Here is an 18,662-nt window from a genome sequence, read left to right as displayed (position 1 = left end):
ATACGAACGGAACTCTACGGGGGAGATCTCCATGCGAACCAAGGGATGGGCCACGCGCGTCGCGGCCACGCTGCTGCTCGCCGTCGGTGTCGTGGCCGCTCCGGCCGGCCCGGCGTCGGCGGCGGTCAACGTCGCCTACAACTTCTGGACGTGGAACGTCGCCGGCGCGAAGATCAACGCGGGCAGCACCACCAACGGCATGATCGGCGTCGCCGCCCGGTCCATCGTCAACCGCGACGCGGACTTCGCCGTCTTCAACGAAATCTGTCAGACCCAGTTCAACGCGCTGATCGCCGAACTGCGGGAGCTCGGCTACCCGCAGGACAGCACAAACTTCGCTCGCTTCACCCCGGCCACCCCCAAGGGAGCGTGCGCCCCGGGTGACGCGAAGGGCCCGTTCGGCAACGCGATCTTCAGCCGGTACCCGCTGGACGGCGCTCAGCGCTGGACGCTCACCTCGGACACCACCGGTGAGATCCACTCGCTCACCTGCGTGAACCCGACCGCCCAGCCCAAGATGCACTTCTGCGGCACGCACATCACCGCCGAGCAGACCAAGGACGCCGACGGCAACCTGTACAGCGGGCATCAGCTCGCCGACGTGCTCGGCCAGCTCGAAGCCTTCAACAACTCCGGGCACACCGCGGTGCTCGCCGGCGATCTCAACGCCCAGCCGCACTACGGCCGGCTCAACGGCTTCTACTCCTCGTCACTCAACGTCCCGAACAACTCCGGCAACACCGGCGCCTACCGCGAGCTGGACGACAACGACTCCGGCAACTGCCTCGGTTACGGCGAGTGGACCGCCACCAGGCCGAACGTCAACAACCCGACCCCGTGCGGCTCCACCCTCACCAAGATCGACCACATTTTCGCCCGCCAGAGCCGGATCGTCGGCAGCTACAGCGGTGACTCCCTGGGCATCTCCACCGACTGCGCCGGGAACGCCGCGACCAGCGAATACCCCGCCGGCTCCTGCTCCGACCACCGCATCGTCATCGGTTCCGCCACCGTCTCCATCGGCTGACACCGCCCGTGGGCCCGCCGGAAGAGCCGGCGGGCCCACGGCGGCGCTCAGCCCGCCGGGCAGCGCTTGACGACGGTGACGGTCGAGGCCGCGTCAATCGCGAGGGAGAGGGCGAGGCCGTCCTTCAACGGGATGCAGGACACCGCGGATCCCCGCCGGACCAGCAGGTATTCGGTGGTCTCCGGCTTGGGCACGAACCAGGTCAGGGCGATGCCCAGGACCAGCGCGGACATCGCGGCGACGACCAGGATCCGCGCCCGGCGAAGGAGCGCCACGGCGGTCCGTTCCTGCTCGCGGAACCGGTCCCGGACCTGGGCGTACGTGCTGAGCGCCGAACCGATGCTGCCCTGCGCCGCCTCCGCGGCCCACCACGTCGCAAGCCCGGCGCAACCGATCGCGGCCAGCACGCAGACCCCGGTGACGATCCGCCAGCCGACCGGCAGCTGATCCACCGCCCGCGGCCCGGCGACCAGCGCCACCAGGCTGAGCAGCCCGGTCAGCGACCCGATCGTGGCCGCCCAGCGCCCGGCCACCGCCCGCACGTCGTAGATCGAGTCGAGGGTGAGCCGCCGCGCCCGGGCCTGCCACTCCCGGTCCACGGCGGTCACCGTGCCCGGCATCGCACGCAGTCTGATCACGGCTGATCCGTCACCAGTTGGAGGTAGGCCGCGCGGCCACATCCGGTGCGTCCGGCCGGGCGGCCCTCGTGCTCCTCCGCGCACTCGCAGACCACCAGCACCGGCTCCGGCCGGGTCAGCTCCAGTGACTTGTGGTCCGGCTCGGGCCGGGCCCCGGGCGCGGTCCGCACCACCAACACCCGGGTCTCGCTCGGATGACGGCAGGTCGGACAGTCGCCGAACAGGCGCAAACCGTCGGTGACCTCCTCGACCTCCCAGGTCTGCTCCACGCGGCCGGACCAGCCGTCCGGCGTCTCCTCCCGGTACGGATCGGTCATGGTGACGCCCCTCGGTAGTGGTAGCTTGGCGCAATGTTAGGGGCCGGCCTCCACTGGCGACAGTCGTGATCGGATTCAGCGCGCTGCTGATCGGCGTCCCGCACTACCAGTCGGACGACTTCCCCGACATCTCCACCGTGCGCAACGACCTCACTCAGCTGCGCCTGGCGCTGGAGTCCTCCGGATACGCGGACAACGTCCGGGTCTTCCCCGACCCGGCCGCCGAGGACCCGGTGGTCACCGCGCCGGTGATCTCCCGGCTGATCCGGGAAGCCTGCCGCGACGCGCCGGCCGGTGGCGTCCTCTTCGTCTACTTCAGCGGCCACGGGGTCTCCTACGAGGGCAAGGACTATCTTGTTCCGAGCGACATTCCGTCCCTGGCCGATGCGCTCGCCGACCCGCAGTACCTGGTCGAGACGGATCTCAGCCGCCATCTGAAGAACTGCGACGCCCGGGCGGTGGTCTTCGCCGTCGACGCCTGCCGGGAGACCCTCGACCCGGGCAAGGGCCTCGGCCTGCGCGCGACCCCCGAGTTCGGGCGCGGTGCGGTCGCCCCCGAACACAAGACCCGGGTCAGCACGATCTTCGGCTGCGACGCCGAGCAGTACTGTTACTACAGCGACGAGCTGCGGATGAGCCTGTTCACCAAGGCACTGGTCACGGTGCTCGCCCCGGAATATCCGGCCCGCACCCTGACCGAGGTCGTCGACAGCGCCGACAAAGTTCTGCAGACCCTGGTAACGCGCTACAAACCGGGCCGTTTCCAACGTGTGCACCTGCTCGGCGACCAGGGCGCCGGAGACATTCGCGACCAGGTCATCTGTGTCAGCGGCGCCGACCCGTGGCGGGACGCGATCACCGCTTCGGCCCTTTGGGGCCCGGATCGCGCCGCGGTCCAGGCCGAGATCGACGCCGCTGTCGCCATCGCCACCGAGGTGTGGAAACTCTGGCAGGGCAACGTGGACGTCCTGCCGGACGACCCGTGGCGCGACGCCGACCACTACCGCCGCTGCGTCGCGGCCCTCGACCTGCTCGTCCCGCCCGGCGTGGACCTGTCGCCCGCCGAGATCCTGCTCCTGCTCACCGCCCCGTTGCTGGCCGAGGCCATGCATGCCGCCGGCATCGACGAGCTGGCCAAGCATCGCCCCCTCGACCTGGCCCCGGGTTTGAGCGACGAACCCACGCGCCGCGAGCTGGAGGCGGTCCACTCGGCACACGCCCGGGTTTGGCAGAAGGCGACCGCGCTCGCCGAGCCGCGGCCGGCCGACGCCGACGCGCTCGCGCTCTGGCTGGCGCACCGCTGCGTCTTCCGCCAGGTCGGCCTCTGGCAGCGGAAACCTGTCACCGCGCTGTCCGCGCGGCTTGCCGAGGTCGTCGAGAAACGCCAGGGATTCCGTGCCGAACAGGCCGCGGTGATCCGCGGGGCGGCGTCGATGCTCGGCGCCGGCGCCGAGGACCTGACGGTCTTCCTGTCCGGCCAGGCGCAAGGCGACCGCGCCGGTGCGGCCAAGGCAAAGGCTTTTCCAGTACGCGGAAAGCTGCTCGCCCTGCTCCTCGGGGTGGCCGGTGCGATGGCCTTCGACCTGCGCCGCCTCGGCGAGGTGGTTGTCGACCACATCGGCATCCACGATCCGCTCGAACCGGCCGCCCTGCGCCAAGCGGTCTGCGAGGCGCGCTGGTCGGTCACGACCGACCGCACCACGTTGCTCCTGGCGGCGCGCTGCGTCCACCCGGCCACTCATCTGGCGATGCAGGAGGTCGCCGACGCGATTCAGCAGCAGCTTCAGGCGGTCCGTCACTGGCTGGACGAGACCGGTGGCAATGGTATCGAGGTGCTCACCGGCCTTCCGGTCACGGTCAACACGGCTGACCTGAAGGCCCAGGCGGACGTTGCGGGCCGCCCGGTCTACGAAACCCCGCTCCTGCAGTTCCGCCTGGCTCACCACGAGATTCGTGATCTGTTGATGGGTGCCCGGCTCTACGGCGACCCGGCCCTGGCGATCCGCGAGCTGTACCAGAACGCCCTCGACGCGTGCCGGTACCGCAGCCTGCGCGCCCGGTTCCGGAATCAGCCTTATCAGGGCCGGATCCGCTTCCTCCAGGACCGGGACGCCGATGGCCGGGAGTTCATCGAGTGCACCGACAACGGGGTCGGGATGGGCCGCAACGAGCTGGAAAACACGTTCTCCAAGGCCGGCCGTCGTTTCGTCAACTCCACAGACTTCCTCTGGGAGCAGGCCGAGTGGCTGCAGAAGGACGAGAGCCTGCGCCTCTGGGCCAATTCCCGGTTCGGCATCGGCGTATTCAGCTACTTCATGCTCGCCGACGAGATCTTCATCGAAACCGCCCGGGTCGACCGCACGACCAACACCCCGCGGGAAACCCTGCATGTCCACATCTCCAGCAGCGGCAGCCTGTTCCGTATCACCACGACGGATGCCGCGGCCGGACCGGACGACGTCTCCCGCATCGGGGGCACCCGGGTCCGCCTTTACCTGCGCCAGATGGCAGAGCCGATATCGTGCGTGGACAAACTGCGTCAGATGCTCTGGTACTCCGAGTTCGACGTCGAGGCGCGGTTCGACTCGGCGTTCAGGCGCTGGCCGGCGGATCAGCTCTGTCCGCCCGAGCCCTATCCGTGGATGCAGCGCACCGGTGAGATCTGGTGGGTCGCCACCGACGGCAGGATCCTGGCTGACGGAATCGTGTGCGACGAAACTCCCTTCGGCTACGTCGTAAACCTGCGCGATGGCCGCAGCCCTCAGCTTTCGGTCGACCGGAATCGCCTGGAGTCCTGGGACCAACCCTGGGTGCGGTCGCAGCTTGGCGAAAGTCTGGCCGGCCTGGCCCACCACCCGGACCTGACGCACGGCTGGGTGCAATGTTTCGCGGACGAGGAGCCGGAGGTGGCGGAGGAACTCGTCGCCGAGTTGGTCCGGGACGGTGTGTCGCTGCCGAACCGGCCGGGTGATCCGCGTTCGGCACCCTTCGAAAGGGTCGGTCTCTGGCCGTTACCCGGCTCGCCCGCCGGTTTCTATTCGCCTGTCCCGAACTTGCGGGTCAAGCGCTGGGACCTGTATTGGAACATTTCCTCGAATCTGCTGGATTCCGCCGCTGTGGCGCTGTGGCGGTCTGCCGGTGTATCGGCGACCTATTTCGGAGAGACGGCAGGCGTGCCCTCCGACCTGGATGAAGCCGGGTTCAAGGTCGCGCCGGTGTCAACCGACGGCCAACCGGTTCTCAAGCCGGCTGACCTGCTCGTGCTCGTGGACAGATCCGGGGACGGCGATTGGGCGACCTCGGAGGGCGGGGTGCTGACGATTGTGAAGTTGAGTCGTCGGACCGGTCTCCCGGTGGCGGGACTCCTGCGGCGAGTGCGTCGATTCGCGATCCATGGAGCCGTTCCGGCCCCGGCCGGGGATGGATCCTGGGAACGGCCGGCAGACGACCTCGACGTTCAGGTCGCCGGTACGAGCGACGAGTTCCAGAGCCTGCTTCCGGCGCTTGCCACCATGTCCCATAAGACCGGGCTGCCGCTTGCCTTGATATGCGAGCGGATGAGAGCTGTTCAGCGGCTGCGGCGTGAATCACCGATCGCCTTCCGTCCCGATCCGGATTACGTGTGCGATTCCGGAGCCGTGTCCGTCGCCCGGTTGATTCATGACGGACTGACCAGGCTGGAGCTGATTCATGCCGCCATTGAGCTCGGGGAGACGCCTGCCCGGATCGCCGCCCGGGTCGCCTCGCTCGCGTCGACTCTCGGCTTCCGGTTGGCAACCGATCTTTCTGGTCTGCCGGATCATGCGGTCGCGCCGGAGCTGCGAGCGATGCTCGGGAAAATCAGCATGGTCGCCGAGCGGGCCGGTACCGAAGATGTAGTCGATGTGACGGCGCTGCTGAGGATGCTTGGTTCCGCCGGCGGGTCCCCAGGCGAGTTGCTGGAACGTCTCGCGCCGTTCCAAGTGATGCTCGGGGTGCGCCTGATTGAGACCACCGAGGTGGAACCTGCTTGGCCCCAGGAAGATCCGTTCGCTGATCTGACTGGGCTTCATCAGCGCGACCGCGTCGTTCTTTCGGCCGATGGTGACGGCATACCGCCGTATTATCTGGGGGAGCGATCTCCGGCATACATGCTGGGTCTCGCGCAGGCCAATGACGAGACCATCGAGCAGACCACCTCGCGGCTGGTCCGACTCGGCCGGCGGTTTCCGGTCTCCGCACCCGATTTCGACTGGGGTGGGATGTGGAGCATTCGACTGCCGAGCAGCCTGGGTCGCGAGATGGCGCGCTACCAGTTCGGTCTGTCTCCCGAGCCCGTCCGTTATCTCGCGGGGGCGCTGGTCCATCTCGCAGGTCACACCGAGACCACGGTCTCGGAGGTGATCCAGACCTTCGCGGCGCTCCTGACGATGTCCGGGCGGAGTCCCGTCGCCGAGCAAGCGTATGGGCAGATGGCGTTCGTTCCCGACGAGGTCGATGTGCTGGTGGCGCTGGTGCCCAACCGCTGGAACCTTGCGGACCAGGAGGAGAGTGCGAACTATCGCTGGGACGCGTTGCACGTGGTTCGGATCGCGGGGCGGCTCGGCAGGACGATCGGGGATATCGGGGGGCGGGTGACCCGGCTCGCGCCGTTGCTCGACGATCCGGCGCCGGAGGTTCCCGAGGAAGCGGCCGACATCGTGCCCGACTGGCGGGACGTCATCCTGCTGACGCCTGAGCTGGACGGCCAGCAATTGATCACCGACGACGACATCACCGACGACTGGATCCGGCTGGCGGCGCGGGAGGCGGACACGACCGAAGAGGACGTCCGGCGCAGGCTCGCTCGGTATGCGACGTACTGCGGGTTCACCGCGCCCACCATCGGCTGATCGGACCGTCGGCGGGTGCCGTCGTAGTAGGGTCCATTCATGGGCGATGATCGATCTCTCGGTGTCGATGACCCACCCGCCGTCCATTACGACGAAGAGGAGCGACCGGCCCGTGACCTGCCCGGTCGCGTCGGGCTGCTGGTCGCGGTCGTCGCCGCCGCGGCCGGGGTCCTCACCCTCTGGCAGGTGTTCCGGCCGCTCGCCCAGGGCAGCCAGTTCTACCTGATCATCTTCCTGGCGATGACGCTTCCGCTGGTCTTCCTGGCGTACCAGGCAAGGGGTGGCAGCCGGACCGGTCCCACCTGGACCGATTGGATCCTGGCGGCGGCCGCGCTGATCGCCTGCCTCTACCCGGTCAGCCCGTTCGGCGGTGGCTACGACGGCTTCCTGGACCGGCAGGCGCTGCTCGAACCCATCGACGTCGCCTTCGGCGCCGTCCTACTGATCCTGGTGGTCGAGGCGGCCAGGCGGACGACCGGGCTCGCTCTGCCCATCGTCTGCTTCGCCTTCCTGCTGTACGGGTATTACGGCGGCCTCCTCCCGCAGACCTGGCCGATCGCCCACGCCGGACTCGACTTCGCGCAGATCGTCGACGCGCTCTACAACTCGGGCAGCGGGTTCTACGGCACCCCGCTGGACGTCGCCGCGACGTACATCGTGCTCTTCACCATCTACGGTGCCGTGCTGGATCTCTCCGGCGCCAGCCGGTTCTTCGTCGACCTGTCGGTGGCCGCTTTCCGGCGGTCGCGCAGCGCGGCCGGTCGCACGGCGGTGGCCGCGGGGTTCCTGCTCGGGACCGTCTCCGGCTCGGGGACCGCGACCGCGGTCAGCGTCGGCGCCGTCACCTGGCCGATGCTGCGCCGGGCCGGGTATCCGCCGGAGCAGGCCGGGGGGATGCTCGCCGCCGCCGGGGTGGGCGCGATCCTGTCGCCGCCGACGCTGGGTGCGGCCGCGTTCATCGTCGCGGAGTACCTGGACGTCTCGTATCTGACCGTGCTCGGCTGGGCGATGATCCCGACGCTGCTGTACTACCTCGGGATCCTGCTGGCGGTCGAGATCGACGTACGGCGGTTCGGGGTGCGCGCCGTGGACCTGCCCGCCACCAGCGCGTGGAAGCTGCTGCTCCGGTCCGGCTACCACTTCTCGTCGCTGATCCTGATCGTCGGTCTGCTGGCCGCCGGCGAGAGTGCCGCCCGGGCCGTGGTCTACGCGACGCTGCTCGCCGTCGTGCTGTCGTTCCTGGACCGTGGCGCGCGGCTGACCCCGCCCCGGCTGTTCACCGCGCTCGCCGCCGGGGTGCGTGGTGTCCTGCCGGTGGTCGCGGTCTGTGCCGCGGCCGGCGTCATCACCGCGGTCACCACCAAGACGGGTCTCGGCGCGCAGCTCGCGTCCCTGCTGGTCAACGGTGCCCGGGCGATCGTCGACAACCCGACTGCGGTGCTCGCGCTGACCGTGCTGCTGGCCGCGGTGGCGCTCTCCGTGCTCGGTCTCGCGGTGCCGGTCACCGCGAGCTTCATCATCGGCTGGGTGATCATCGGGCCGGCGCTGCTCGGGCTCGGTGTCAGCGCCCCGGCGGCGGCCATGTTCGTCTTCTACTACTCGGTGCTCTCCGAGGTGACCCCGCCGACGGCGCTGGCCGCGGTGGGCGCGAGCGCGATCACCGGCGGCCGGACCATGCCGACGATGTGGCAGGCGCTGAAGTACGCCCTGCCGGCCTTCCTCGCGCCGATCGCCTTCGTGCTCACCGACCACGGGGAGTATCTGCTGGCCAGAGGGCCGGTGACGGGAATCCTGTGGACCAGTGTGGTGGCGGCGCTCGCGGTGGCCGGGTTGGCGGTGGCGACCGGTGGATGGGTGCCGGGCGTGGGCCGGGCCGGGGTGGCCGGCCGGGTGCTGGGCGGGGTCGCCGGCCTGTTGCTGCTCTATCTGGACCCGGTCGCGGTCGGTGTCGGCCTGGCGGCGCTGGCGGGATCCGCGCTGCTGGCGGCGTTCGGCCGGACCCGGGAGGGCGATGGTCGTACCGGAGGAGAAGCGGAAGCGGAGCCGCCCGCCGCGACCACCGATGATGTCGCGCCGCGGGCGCGGCCCGAACCCTCTCAGCAGTGACCGGAGGACTTGTATGCGACGAATCCTGACCGTCACCACCATCACCACGCTGGCCCTGGCCGCCGGCGCCTGCGGCGGCCGCCAGAACACCGCGGCGACCGACACCGGCGGCGAGGTCACCTGCCAGGTCGCCCAGGACACCCGGATCGGCATCGCGACCGGCAACGCCACCGGCGTCTACTTCGCGCTGGGTAATGCCTTCGCTGAGCAGGTCAACGCAGCCGGCGGGAAGGTGCGGGCGACCGCGGCGGAGACCGGCGCGTCGGTGCAGAACATCCAGCAACTCGTCGCGGGCACCTATGACGTGGCGTTCTCGCTGGCCGACACCGCGGCGGACGCGTTCAACGGCACGAGCAGCTTCACCACGAAGCAGCCGGTCACCGCCCTGGCCCGGATCCACACCAACTACACCCAGGTGATCGTCCGGAAGGCCGCCGGGATCAAGGACGTGGCCGGTATGAAGGGCAAGCGCGTCTCGACGGGCTCGCCGAAGTCGGGCACGGAGGTGATCGCCGGCCGGATCCTGACCGCCGCCGGGCTCGATCCGGCGAAGGACGTCAGCGCCCAGAAGCTCGACCTCACCAAGACCGTCGACGGCATGAAGGACGGCACGATCGACGCGCTGTTCTGGTCGGGCGGCCTGCCGACGCCCGGGATCACTGATCTGTTGACGACCGCGAAGGATCAGGTCGAGTTCCTCGACGTCACGCCGCTGCTGCCCGAGCTTCAGAAGATCAATCAGGTGTACCAGGAGGGCGTCATCCCGGCCGCGACTTATCAGCGGCCCGCCGACGTCAAGACCATCATCGTGCCGAACGTGCTCCTGGTCCGTGCCGACCTCGACCCGAACGTGGCCTGCGTGCTGACCAGGACGCTCTTCGAGCGGAAGGCTCAGCTCGAGCAGGCCAGCGCCGCGGCCAAGGAGATCACCCTCGACACCGCCCGCAAGACCTCTCCGGTTCCGCTGCATCGCGGCGCCGAGAAAGCGCTCGACGAGCTGAACGCCCCTAGGTGACCGGATGGCCGGGCTTGCCATGGTGATCCCGGCCTCCTCCGGGGCCCGAACTCATTCTCGTTCGAAGCCGAAGGCGTGCAACCCTGGCGGCCGGTGACCTCGTGTATACCGCGACCGAAGAACGATGGGGGATGCATGAGTGAGCTTGCGAGCGAATCGGCTGGCTCAGTTTGGAACTCATGTCGACGCCGGAGCGCAGCGGAGGTGGCGGCATGAGCGACCGTGACGAGGCGTTCGCGGAGTATTTCGCCGCACGATCGAGCAGTATGCGGGCCACCGCTTACCTGCTGTGCGGCGATTGGCATCGGGCCCAGGACCTGGTACAAGCCACTTTTATCAAGCTCTACCTACGGTGGAACAAGGTGAGCCGGCAGGAGTCGCTGGACCCTTATGTCCGCCAGGTGATGATCCGCATCTTCATCGACGAAGGCCGTTGGGGATGGTGGCGGCGGGAACGCCCGCACGACGCGCCGGCTGATCGGCCGGCGGCACCCGGAGCGCCCGTCGAGGACCGGCTCATGCTGATGCGCGCCCTCGCCGAGGTGCCCGCGAGGCAACGCGCCGTGCTGGTGCTCCGCTACTGGCAGGACCTCAGCATCGAGGAGACCGCGGCGGCGCTCGGCGTCACCACCGGCACGGTCAAGAGTCAGGCCGCCCGCGGACTGGCCACTCTACGCGCGGTGATCGGCGCGCCCGTCCCGGCCGAATGAGGGGGAACACCATGGAGGAGAACGAGTTCCGCGACGCCCTGCGTACCGTGCTGACGCAGAGCCCCGAGCCACCGCCGATGCAGTCGTCGACGGCGATCGCCGCGGGTCGGCGGGCTGCCCGGCGGCGCACCGTGACCGCCTGCACCGGCGCCGTCGTGGCGTTGACCGCGGTGGTCGCCGTCCCGGCGCTCTACCGATCCGGCGGATCGACCCCGGCGGGCCACCAGGCGGCCGGCCCGGCGCCGACGCCGGGCCTGAGCTCGAAGGCGCCGGCGAACGGGGTTCCCGGCCCGGACGTGACCAAGCCGTCCTGGCCGGCCGAGGCGAGCGGCGACGCGACCGCCGACAGTGGCCCGCACTATCAGACCGGTAAGAAGGTCCTCGACACGCTGCTGACGGTCGTGCCCAGCGGGTACGAGGCGCCGGTGGGCAGCGCACCGGACGGAACCGAGTTCCGGTCGCACCAGGGGGCGATCGAGGACCCGGAGTGGAGCTACCTGGCGAGCGTGAAGATCACCAAGGATGGCGCTGCCGGGCAGTTGTACGTCGAGGTGCACGAACCGGACAACAAACTGCCCAGCGATCCCTGCGAGCTGGCCGAGTCCTTCTGGGGCGTCAAGGCGGCGACGGAGGAGACGCTCGCGCCCTCCAAGGCCCGCTACCCGGACTCGCCCGGCGGCCGGTGTGAGCTGGTCCAGGTCGGCAAGGTGCAGGTGGCCGTCGCCGGCCCCGCCGGTCCCGGTGACCGGCTCGACCGGTGGGCCGCCTACCGGTACGACGACGGCACCGTGGTGTTCGTGGCGCAGGCGAGGCAGTCCATCTTCGACGAGCCGAAGCTCCCCGCGGCGCCGTTCACCGCGCAGCAGCTCGCCGCGCTCGCCGTGGACAAGCGATTCCACGTGGGCGTCGCGTAAATACGTTGCCGGTCCGGGGTGGGCCGAATAGGTTCAGGCACAGCTTCGAACGATCAGGGAGATCACGATCATGCTGTGTACGTACCTCTATCTCGCCCCGGACCGGTGGCGCGGCTGAGACCGCTCGTGCATTCAGCGCCGCCGTTCCCCCGTCCGGGAAAGGCGGCTTTTTTGTTCCCCGAGAAGTGGAACGAGCCCTCGTAGCCCAACTGGCAGAGGCCTGGCGTTGAGGACGCCAGTGGTGCGCGTTCGAATCGCGCCGAGGGCACGAAGCGTGGCTGACACGCCGCGCGGGCGCGCCGACGCTGGAGAGTCGGGCCCGGCTGTAAACCGGGTGCTTCGCTGAGCAGGTTCGAATCCTGCCGCCCGCACGATCGCATGCCCGAGTGGTCAGGGAACCGTCTGCAAAACGGTATACGCCGGTTCGAATCCGGCTGCGATCTCTTGAGTCGCCGGCACATCCCGCCCATCGGCGGATCGGTCTGATGGCCGAGACGCGGGCGCGCGGTGGCACACTTCGGTTGGAATTCGGCCATGCTCTGGTTGAACCGAGGCGGGGCAGTCGTGGTACACCCGGGTAACAGCAGCTCCCAGCAGGGGGGAGACCGGGATGACCGTCGTGACCCAGCCTCGAGCCCTAACCTTCCGTCGCAACGTCCAGGTCGCGCGCGTCGCGATCATCGCGTTCATCGCCTTCAATCTCGTCGCCGTTCAGTTGATGTTCATCGCCGCCGGCCCCGGGAAGAACCTTCTCGGCACGATCGGCCGTTTCCTCGGTCTGTACCTCGCCCTCGTGATGGCCCTCCAACTGCTGCTCGTGGCCCGGCTGCCGGTCGTCGATCGGGCGTACGGCATGGACCGTCTCACCGTCTGGCACCGCTGGACCGGCATGGCGATCTTCTGGCTGGCCCTGGCGCACCCCGCGTTCGTGCTGCTCGGCTTCTCGAGGCTGGATCAGGTCTCGTTCTTCGCCACGACCGTGAGCCTCGCGAAGCAGCTTCCGGTCCTGCTCGGCATGATCGCGGTCGTCCTGATCGTGGTGATCGTCGGGCTGTCCGTCCGGGCGGCCCGGCGGCGGCTCTCGTACGAGGCCTGGCACGCCGTCCACCTGCTGCTCTACGTGGTCGTCCTGCTCGGCGTGCTGCACCAGGTCTACGAGGGCAGCGCGTTCAAGGTCAACCTGGTCACCCAGGTGTACTGGTGGGGGTTGTGGGCGTTCGCCCTCGGCGCCCTGATCGCCGGCCGCCTGGTGGTGCCGCTGATCCGTAACTCGCGGCACCGGCTGCGGGTGGCCGCGGTCGTCGAGGAGGCCACCGACACCGTGTCGGTGCACATCACCGGCCGGGAACTGGACCGCCTGCCGGCCCGGGCGGGTCAGTTCTTCCTCTGGCGGTTCCCCGGCCACAACGGCTGGTGGCAGGTCAACCCGTTCTCCCTGTCCGCCGCGCCGAACGGCCGCTCGCTGCGGCTCACCGCGAAGGGGATCGGGTCGACCAGCGCCGGGTTGCGGGACCTTCCGATCGGCGCGAAGGTGTACGCGGAGGGGCCGTACGGCGCGTTCACGTCGGCGCACCGGACCCGTGGCGCGACGGTGCTGATCGGCGGCGGGATCGGGGTGACCCCGATCCGGGCGTTGCTCGAGGACCCCGATCTGACCGGCCACCTGGTCGTCCTCTACCGGGTGCGGGACGCTGCGGACGCCGTCCTGCTGGGGGAGTTGCGCAACCTCGCGGAGGCCCGCAAGGCGCGGCTGCACGTGCTCACCGGTCGCACCGCGAGCGGCTACCAGCCGTTGGGGCCGGAGCGGCTGCTCGCCCTGGTCCCCGACATCACCGCCCGGGACGTGTACGTCTGCGGCCCGGACGCCATGACCACGGCCGTGCTGGACAGCCTGCGCCGGCTGCGGGTGCCGTCCCGCCAGGTGCACGCGGAACGGTTCCGGCTGGCCGGATAGGACGGGGACCGTCCGGAGATGCCCCCGGACGGTCCTCCCACGAGGGTCCCGGGTGCTGCCTCGGTATGGGGGAGGCAGCACCCGGGACTTCTCATCGGGACGTCGCCGCGAGACGCCGCTCGGCCAGGCCGAGAACGGTGTCGGTGAGCTTGCCGAGCAGCGCGAGCAGGATGATCGCCAGGAGCATGACGTCGGTCCGGCCGGTGTTCTGGCTGTCGATCAGCAGGAAGCCGAGCCCCATCGAGGAGGCGATCAGCTCGGCGGCGACCAGGAACAGCCAGCCCTGGGCCAGGCCGAGCCGCAGTCCGGAGAGGATCGCCGGGGTGGCGGCCGGGAACAGGATCGAGGCGAGCAGGCTGACGCCGGATCTTCCGTACGCCCGGCCGACCTCGACCAGGTGCGGATCGGTGTGCGCGAGCGCCGCCGACACCGTGGTGTAGACCGGGAAGAACGCGCCGATCGCCACCAGCACGATCTTCGGGGTCTCCCCGATCCCGAGCCAGAGCAGCAGCAACGGCACCCAGGCCAGCGACGGCACCGCGCGGATCGCCTGCACGGTGGGGGAGAGGACGGTGCTCGCCCACCGGGAGAGGCCGACCAGACCGCCCAGCGTCAGGCCGAGCGCGGAACCGGCGGCGAAGCCGATCAGCACCCGCTGCGTGCTGATCGCCAGGTGGTGCCAGAGCTCGCCACGCCTCAGCAGCTCACCGAGCGCGTCCAGCACCTCACCCGGCGGCGGGAGCTGCGCCGCGGAGAAGACCCCGGCCGCCGCGATCCACTGCCAGCCGGCGAGCAGCAGAACCGGCAGGACCAGTCCGGCGCCGGCGCGCCGGGCCTGGACCAGGGTCACTGCGAACTCCGGGCGGTGGCGTACTTCGGCTCGAACAGCGTGTCGAGGGCGTCGCGCGCGCTCTCCGGCGACTTGACGTTGGCGTCCGCGACCAGCACCGGGACGATCTTCTCGAGGACGGCGCGCTGCGCGGCGCCGGGGACGGGATCGACGTCGAGTCTCGTACGCTCGTCGAGCACCGCCTTCGCGATCGGTTCCGAGATCTTCGCCTCCCGCGCGTACAGCCGTACCGCCTCGTCCGGGTTGTCCTTGATCCACTGGCGGGCCTTCTCGTACGCGTTCACCACCGCCTGCGCCAGGTCCGGGTGCTCGGTCAGGAACGCCTCCCGTGCGTTGAGGACGCCGTAGGAGTTGAACGCCACGTTCCGGTAGATCAGCTTCGAGCCGGCCTCCTGCTCGGACGTCGCCATCAGCGGGTCGAGTCCGGCCCAGGCGTCCACGTTCCCGCGCTCCAGAGCGGCCTTGCCATCCGCGTGCTGGAGGTTGACCACGGTCACGTCGCTCGGCTTCAGTCCGGCCTGGTCCAGCGCCTGGAGCAGGAAGAAGTACGGGTCGGTGCCCTTGGTGGCCGCGACCTTCCGCCCCTTGAGCCCCTTGACGTCGGTGATCGCGGAACCCTTCGGGACCACCACGGCGGCCCACTCCGGCTGGCTGAAGACCTCGATCGTCTTGATCGGCGCGCCGTTCGCCCGGGCCACCAGCGCCGCCGCGCCGGCCGTCGAGCCGATGTCGATGGCGTCCGCGCGCAGCGCCTCGTTCGCCTTGTTGCTGCCCGCCGAGAGCTGCCAGCTCACCGTGAGATGCTGGTCGTTCTCCAGCCACTTCTGCTCGCGCACCACCAGGCTGAGCGGGTTGTAGTAGGCGTAATCGAGCCGCAGCGTGGTGCTCCGCGTGCCGGCGCCGTCGGCCGCGTCCTCGCCCTCGACACATCCGGTCAGCAGCGTGGCCGCCGTCGCCACCGCGACCAGCGTGCGCGTGATCCTCATCGGTTCGGTCTCCTCTCGTCAGGGGTGGGCCGGCGCTGCCGCCGGGGTGTGCACGCCGAGCTCGGCCAGGAGCCGCACCCGCAGCGCCGCCAGTTCCGCGTCACCCCGGTCGCGGGGCCGGGTTCCGGGCACCTCGACGATCGACCGGACCGTGGCCGCGCCGTCCGGTGCGGATTCCCCGGCGCCGAGCAGGACGACCCGGTCCGCCAGGTGCAGCGCCTCGTCGACGTCGTGGGTCACCAGGAGCACGGTCGTGCCCTCCGCGCGCTGCACCTCGGCCAGCAGGTCCTGCATCCGCAGGCGGGTCAGGGCGTCCAGGGCCGCGAACGGTTCGTCCAGCAGCAGCACTCCCGGCCGCCGGGCCAGGGCGCGGGCCAGCGCCGCGCGTTGTGCCATGCCGCCGGAGACCTGTCGTGGCCGGTGCCGGGCGAACTCCGCCAGCCCGACGACGGAGAGCCAGTGCCGTACCTCCGCCCGGGCCTGCTTCTCGACCGCTCCGCGCCGTCGTCGGCGGGGCAGTCCGTAGGCGACGTTGCGCTCGAGCGTGCGCCAGGGCAGCAGGCGCGGTTCCTGGAACACCACCGCGCACCGGGGCTCGATGCCGCGCACCTCACGCCCGTCCACCCGCACGCTTCCGGAGCTCGCCGCCTCCAGCCCGCCGACCAGCCGCAACAGCGTCGACTTGCCGCAGCCGGAGGGTCCGAGCAGGGCCACCACCTCGCCGGCGGCGACGCTCAGTCGTACCTCGGACAGCACCGCCCGCTGCCGGCCTCCGGCGCTGAACACCTTGCCGACACCGTCCAGTACCAGTGAAACGGCGCTCATGCCGCGCAGCTTACCTATATGTCCTACCGATGAACTAGATTTGCAGCGGCGAATTCTCCGATCCGTGCTCACCTCCGGGGTAAACCGGTCGCGGCCCGGCCGGGTGTCCGACATGATCAATCGCCATGAGTGCCAGGTTGCGGGCGATCGCCCAGGAGACGGTCGAGATCACCGAGCGGGGTCACTACGACGGCCCGGACGGCCGGGTGGCGATCGCGGACCAGGTGGCGCGGTCGGTCGCCGGCACCCGGCTGCACCTGCCCGGCGACGACCTGCCCGAGCCCGTCCCCGCGGCCGGGCCGCCGGTGATCGAGGTGACCGCCGAGTCCACCCTCTGGGCGGCGCGCCGGATCGGCGGCGACCCGGCGGCGCTGAACTTCGCCTCGGCCCGCAATCCCGGCGGCGGTTTCCGCACCGGGGCCCAGGCCCAGGAGGAGAGTCTGGCCCGCAGCTCGGCCCTCTATCCGTGCCTGCTCGCGGCCGGCGACTTCTACGATCACCACCGGGCGGAGCGCTCGCTGCTCTACACCGATCGGGTCATCTACGCCCCGTCCGTGCCGGTGTTCCGCGACGACAAGGGCCGCCTGCTGCCCGCGCCGCACCCGGTCTCGTTCCTGGTCTCGGCCGCGCCGAACCGGTCCGCCATCACCCGCGGCCAGCCGGAGTCGCTGCCCGAGATCGGCGACACGCTGGAGCGCCGCGCCGCGCGGGTGCTGCGGGTCGCCGCCGCGCACGGCCACCGCGAGCTGATCCTGGGTGCCTGGGGCTGCGGCGTCTTCGGCAACGATCCGGACCAGGTCGCCGCCGCCTTCGCCACGGCCCTCGCGGCCGCCCCCTGGTTCGACCGGGTGGTCTTCGCCGTCCTGGACCGCGGCGGCCGCACCCGGGAGGCGTTCGAGCGGGCTTTCGGCCGCGGCGCCATCGACCGACGATAAAAGATCTTCCCTGGTACGACCGATGGAGCCCCGTGGCTGGGCTACAAGCCGAGTCCCGTGCCGTCGTGCTGGGAGCGGGCCGGCGCCCCGTCGCCCGGTAACCGAAGGTTTACTCGCCATGACCGGACGGACGCCCGCCCGACGGATGCCTCCGCGACGGCCCCGGCCTGAGCGCCGGACGGCTGCGCGCACGGCGCGCGCGACTGCTGGTCGGCTGACGTCCGCGCCCCGTTCACCGGGCGTGCCGGCCGGCGCTCAGCAGTCCGGACCCGGTGCCGATCGTTCTTGTAGAGGACCGGCACCGGGTTCGGCGGAACGGAGGCTCGATGAAGCCCCACCTGTACGACCGTCTGGCCGAAGCCTCCCGGCTGGCGGAACTGGCCCGCTACGACCTGTCCGGCGCCTCGCTGCGAGCGACGCTGGACGAGGTGGCCGAACGGAGCGCGAAGCTCCTCGAGACGCCCGTGTCGCTCGTCTCCGTGCTCGACGCGGACACCCAGCGGATCATCGGCGCGTACGGCCTCGGCGACTGGGAGGCCGTCGCCCAGGACGCGCCCGCCGAGTGGGCGGTGTGCAGCCGGACCGTGCTCAACGGTGAGCCGTACTGTGTCACCGATTTCGGTGCGGACCCCGCGCACGCGGCGAACCCGTTCCTGGCGACCACCGGGCTGCGCAGTTACCTGGGCGTTCCGCTGGCGACGCCGGACGGGGTGATGCTCGGGGCACACTGCGTGGTGGACCGGCGTCGGCGGATCTACACCGATGTGGACCTGGCCGTGCTCAGCGACAGTGCGGACGAGGCCATGGCGGCCCTGCTGCGGCATCGCCGCTGATCACCGCGCGTACCAGCGCCACTCGGTCCGGCGCGGGCGGCCCGGCAACTCGACGCGGCCGGTGGCCCAGAGCAGCGCCGGCCATGGATCGTCGCCCGCCGGCACGTCCGGGAAGATCCGGTTGAGGACCCGGGTGCACAGGCCGGCCTCCGGGGACCAGGGGAACTTCAGGGTCTGCGCGACGTCGTACAGGTGGATCAGGATCTCGACGATGCCCATGGCGGCGAACCCGGCGGCGTCGGAGACACCGTACGGATGGAAGCCCCGCCGTTGCGGCGGGCTGACCTGGACGCTCGCCGCCAGCAACCCGCCGGACGCCTCGAGCACCCGCAACAGGCCCGCGGTGCCGCTCTCCGGATCGACGAAGATCGTGAGCGCGGGCGCGTCCGGCCGCGCGCGCCGGTAGCCCCACGGCACGTAGCCGTCGGCGGGCGGCTGCTCGGCGGCGAGTTGCCCGGCGTAGGAGAACAGATCGTCGGCGACGTGCTCCACCGTCTCCCAGCAGCTCCACGACAGGTCGCCGGCCGGCACCCGCCAGTCCTCGTCCTGGACCGTGCTCAGGGCCGCGACGGCCTGCTTCGTCACGCGTCGTACGTCCTCGGCGGTGGGGTGATCCACAGGGGAGTCGGGCATCCGGTGAGCCTATCCGAGCGGGTCCGGCGGCCTCGTGGGATAAAACTG

At 70.3% G+C, this 18,662-nt stretch carries 15 protein-coding genes and 3 tRNA genes; 12 read left to right on the top strand and 6 right to left on the bottom strand.

Features of this window, described 5'->3' with window-relative positions:
- The first annotated feature begins 31 nt into the window (after positions 1-31).
- Positions 32-1,027, top strand: a complete 996-nt coding sequence (locus tag CHC09_RS18210) for an endonuclease/exonuclease/phosphatase family protein (protein WP_143232406.1) — start codon at positions 32-34, stop codon at positions 1,025-1,027.
- Positions 1,028-1,074: 47 nt separating this feature from the next.
- Here the strand turns inward: CHC09_RS18210 and CHC09_RS18205 are convergent, their stop codons facing one another.
- Both CHC09_RS18205 and CHC09_RS18200 read right to left on the bottom strand, forming a co-directional pair.
- The gene (locus tag CHC09_RS18205) at positions 1,075-1,665 is read right to left on the bottom strand and encodes a hypothetical protein (protein WP_089294324.1); all 591 of its coding nucleotides are present in this window, start codon (positions 1,663-1,665) and stop codon (positions 1,075-1,077) included.
- On the bottom strand, positions 1,662-1,982 hold the full coding sequence (locus CHC09_RS18200; RefSeq protein ID WP_089294323.1) for a hypothetical protein: 321 nt from the start codon (positions 1,980-1,982) through the stop codon (positions 1,662-1,664). The genes CHC09_RS18205 and CHC09_RS18200 overlap by 4 nt, the downstream gene beginning before the upstream one ends.
- Positions 1,983-1,999: 17 nt before the next feature.
- On the opposite strand from CHC09_RS18200, the gene CHC09_RS18195 reads away from it, so the two are divergent.
- The 9 genes from CHC09_RS18195 to CHC09_RS18155 all read left to right on the top strand — a co-directional run bounded on the left by CHC09_RS18195 (position 2,000) and on the right by CHC09_RS18155 (position 13,552).
- The gene (locus CHC09_RS18195) at positions 2,000-6,853 is read left to right on the top strand and encodes an HD domain-containing protein (protein ID WP_089294322.1); all 4,854 of its coding nucleotides are present in this window, start codon (positions 2,000-2,002) and stop codon (positions 6,851-6,853) included.
- A 39-nt stretch (positions 6,854-6,892) separates the two neighbouring features.
- Positions 6,893-8,959, top strand: coding sequence for a TRAP transporter permease (locus tag CHC09_RS18190; protein ID WP_089294321.1), 2,067 nt, complete (start codon positions 6,893-6,895; stop codon positions 8,957-8,959).
- A gap of 13 nt (positions 8,960-8,972) precedes the next feature.
- Positions 8,973-9,974 (top strand): TAXI family TRAP transporter solute-binding subunit, encoded by a 1,002-nt coding sequence (locus CHC09_RS18185; RefSeq protein ID WP_089294320.1) that lies wholly within the window; start codon positions 8,973-8,975, stop codon positions 9,972-9,974.
- Between the two features lie 212 nt (positions 9,975-10,186).
- A complete protein-coding gene (locus CHC09_RS18180) occupies positions 10,187-10,684 on the top strand; it encodes a SigE family RNA polymerase sigma factor (protein ID WP_089294319.1) in 498 nt (165 codons plus the stop codon).
- 11 nt (positions 10,685-10,695) lie between these two features.
- Positions 10,696-11,598 carry a hypothetical protein gene (locus CHC09_RS18175; protein ID WP_089294318.1) on the top strand — a complete coding sequence of 301 codons (903 nt, stop codon included), beginning with the start codon at positions 10,696-10,698 and terminating at the stop codon, positions 11,596-11,598.
- Positions 11,599-11,792: 194 nt separating this feature from the next.
- Positions 11,793-11,866: transfer RNA gene (locus CHC09_RS18170), tRNA-Leu, on the top strand.
- Positions 11,867-11,888: 22 nt separating this feature from the next.
- Positions 11,889-11,969: transfer RNA gene (locus CHC09_RS18165), tRNA-Tyr, on the top strand.
- 1 nt (position 11,970) lies between these two features.
- Positions 11,971-12,041 (top strand) — tRNA-Cys (locus CHC09_RS18160).
- A 167-nt stretch (positions 12,042-12,208) separates the two neighbouring features.
- Positions 12,209-13,552 carry a ferredoxin reductase family protein gene (locus tag CHC09_RS18155; protein WP_089294317.1) on the top strand — a complete coding sequence of 448 codons (1,344 nt, stop codon included), beginning with the start codon at positions 12,209-12,211 and terminating at the stop codon, positions 13,550-13,552.
- A gap of 91 nt (positions 13,553-13,643) precedes the next feature.
- On the opposite strand, the gene CHC09_RS18150 is transcribed toward CHC09_RS18155, so the two are convergent.
- Genes CHC09_RS18150 through CHC09_RS18140 form a run of 3 tightly spaced genes read right to left on the bottom strand, consistent with a single transcriptional unit; the run spans position 13,644 to position 16,213 of the window.
- Positions 13,644-14,402, bottom strand: coding sequence for an ABC transporter permease (locus CHC09_RS18150; protein WP_089294316.1), 759 nt, complete (start codon positions 14,400-14,402; stop codon positions 13,644-13,646).
- Positions 14,399-15,388 carry an aliphatic sulfonate ABC transporter substrate-binding protein gene (locus CHC09_RS18145; RefSeq protein WP_089294315.1) on the bottom strand — a complete coding sequence of 330 codons (990 nt, stop codon included), beginning with the start codon at positions 15,386-15,388 and terminating at the stop codon, positions 14,399-14,401. The genes CHC09_RS18150 and CHC09_RS18145 overlap by 4 nt, the downstream gene beginning before the upstream one ends.
- A gap of 18 nt (positions 15,389-15,406) precedes the next feature.
- The gene (locus CHC09_RS18140) at positions 15,407-16,213 is read right to left on the bottom strand and encodes an ABC transporter ATP-binding protein (protein ID WP_089294314.1); all 807 of its coding nucleotides are present in this window, start codon (positions 16,211-16,213) and stop codon (positions 15,407-15,409) included.
- A gap of 125 nt (positions 16,214-16,338) precedes the next feature.
- Here CHC09_RS18140 and CHC09_RS18135 point away from each other — a divergent pair, with 125 nt between their 5' ends.
- Together CHC09_RS18135 and CHC09_RS18130 are read left to right on the top strand one after the other, a co-directional pair.
- Entirely contained in the window at positions 16,339-17,148 is an 810-nt protein-coding gene (locus CHC09_RS18135) for a TIGR02452 family protein (RefSeq protein ID WP_089294313.1), read from the top strand.
- Between the two features lie 326 nt (positions 17,149-17,474).
- Entirely contained in the window at positions 17,475-17,981 is a 507-nt protein-coding gene (locus CHC09_RS18130; RefSeq protein ID WP_089294312.1) for a GAF domain-containing protein, read from the top strand.
- On the opposite strand, the gene CHC09_RS18125 is transcribed toward CHC09_RS18130, so the two are convergent.
- A complete protein-coding gene (locus tag CHC09_RS18125) occupies positions 17,982-18,614 on the bottom strand; it encodes a DinB family protein (RefSeq protein WP_089294311.1) in 633 nt (210 codons plus the stop codon).
- Positions 18,615-18,662 lie beyond the last annotated feature (48 nt).

Origin of the sequence: Actinoplanes regularis (assembly GCF_900188005.1) — a bacterium.
Lineage (GTDB): Bacteria > Actinomycetota > Actinomycetes > Mycobacteriales > Micromonosporaceae > Actinoplanes > Actinoplanes regularis.
The sequence above is the reverse complement of the archived record's forward strand: the minus strand, read 5'-3'. Positions and strand labels throughout refer to the sequence as shown.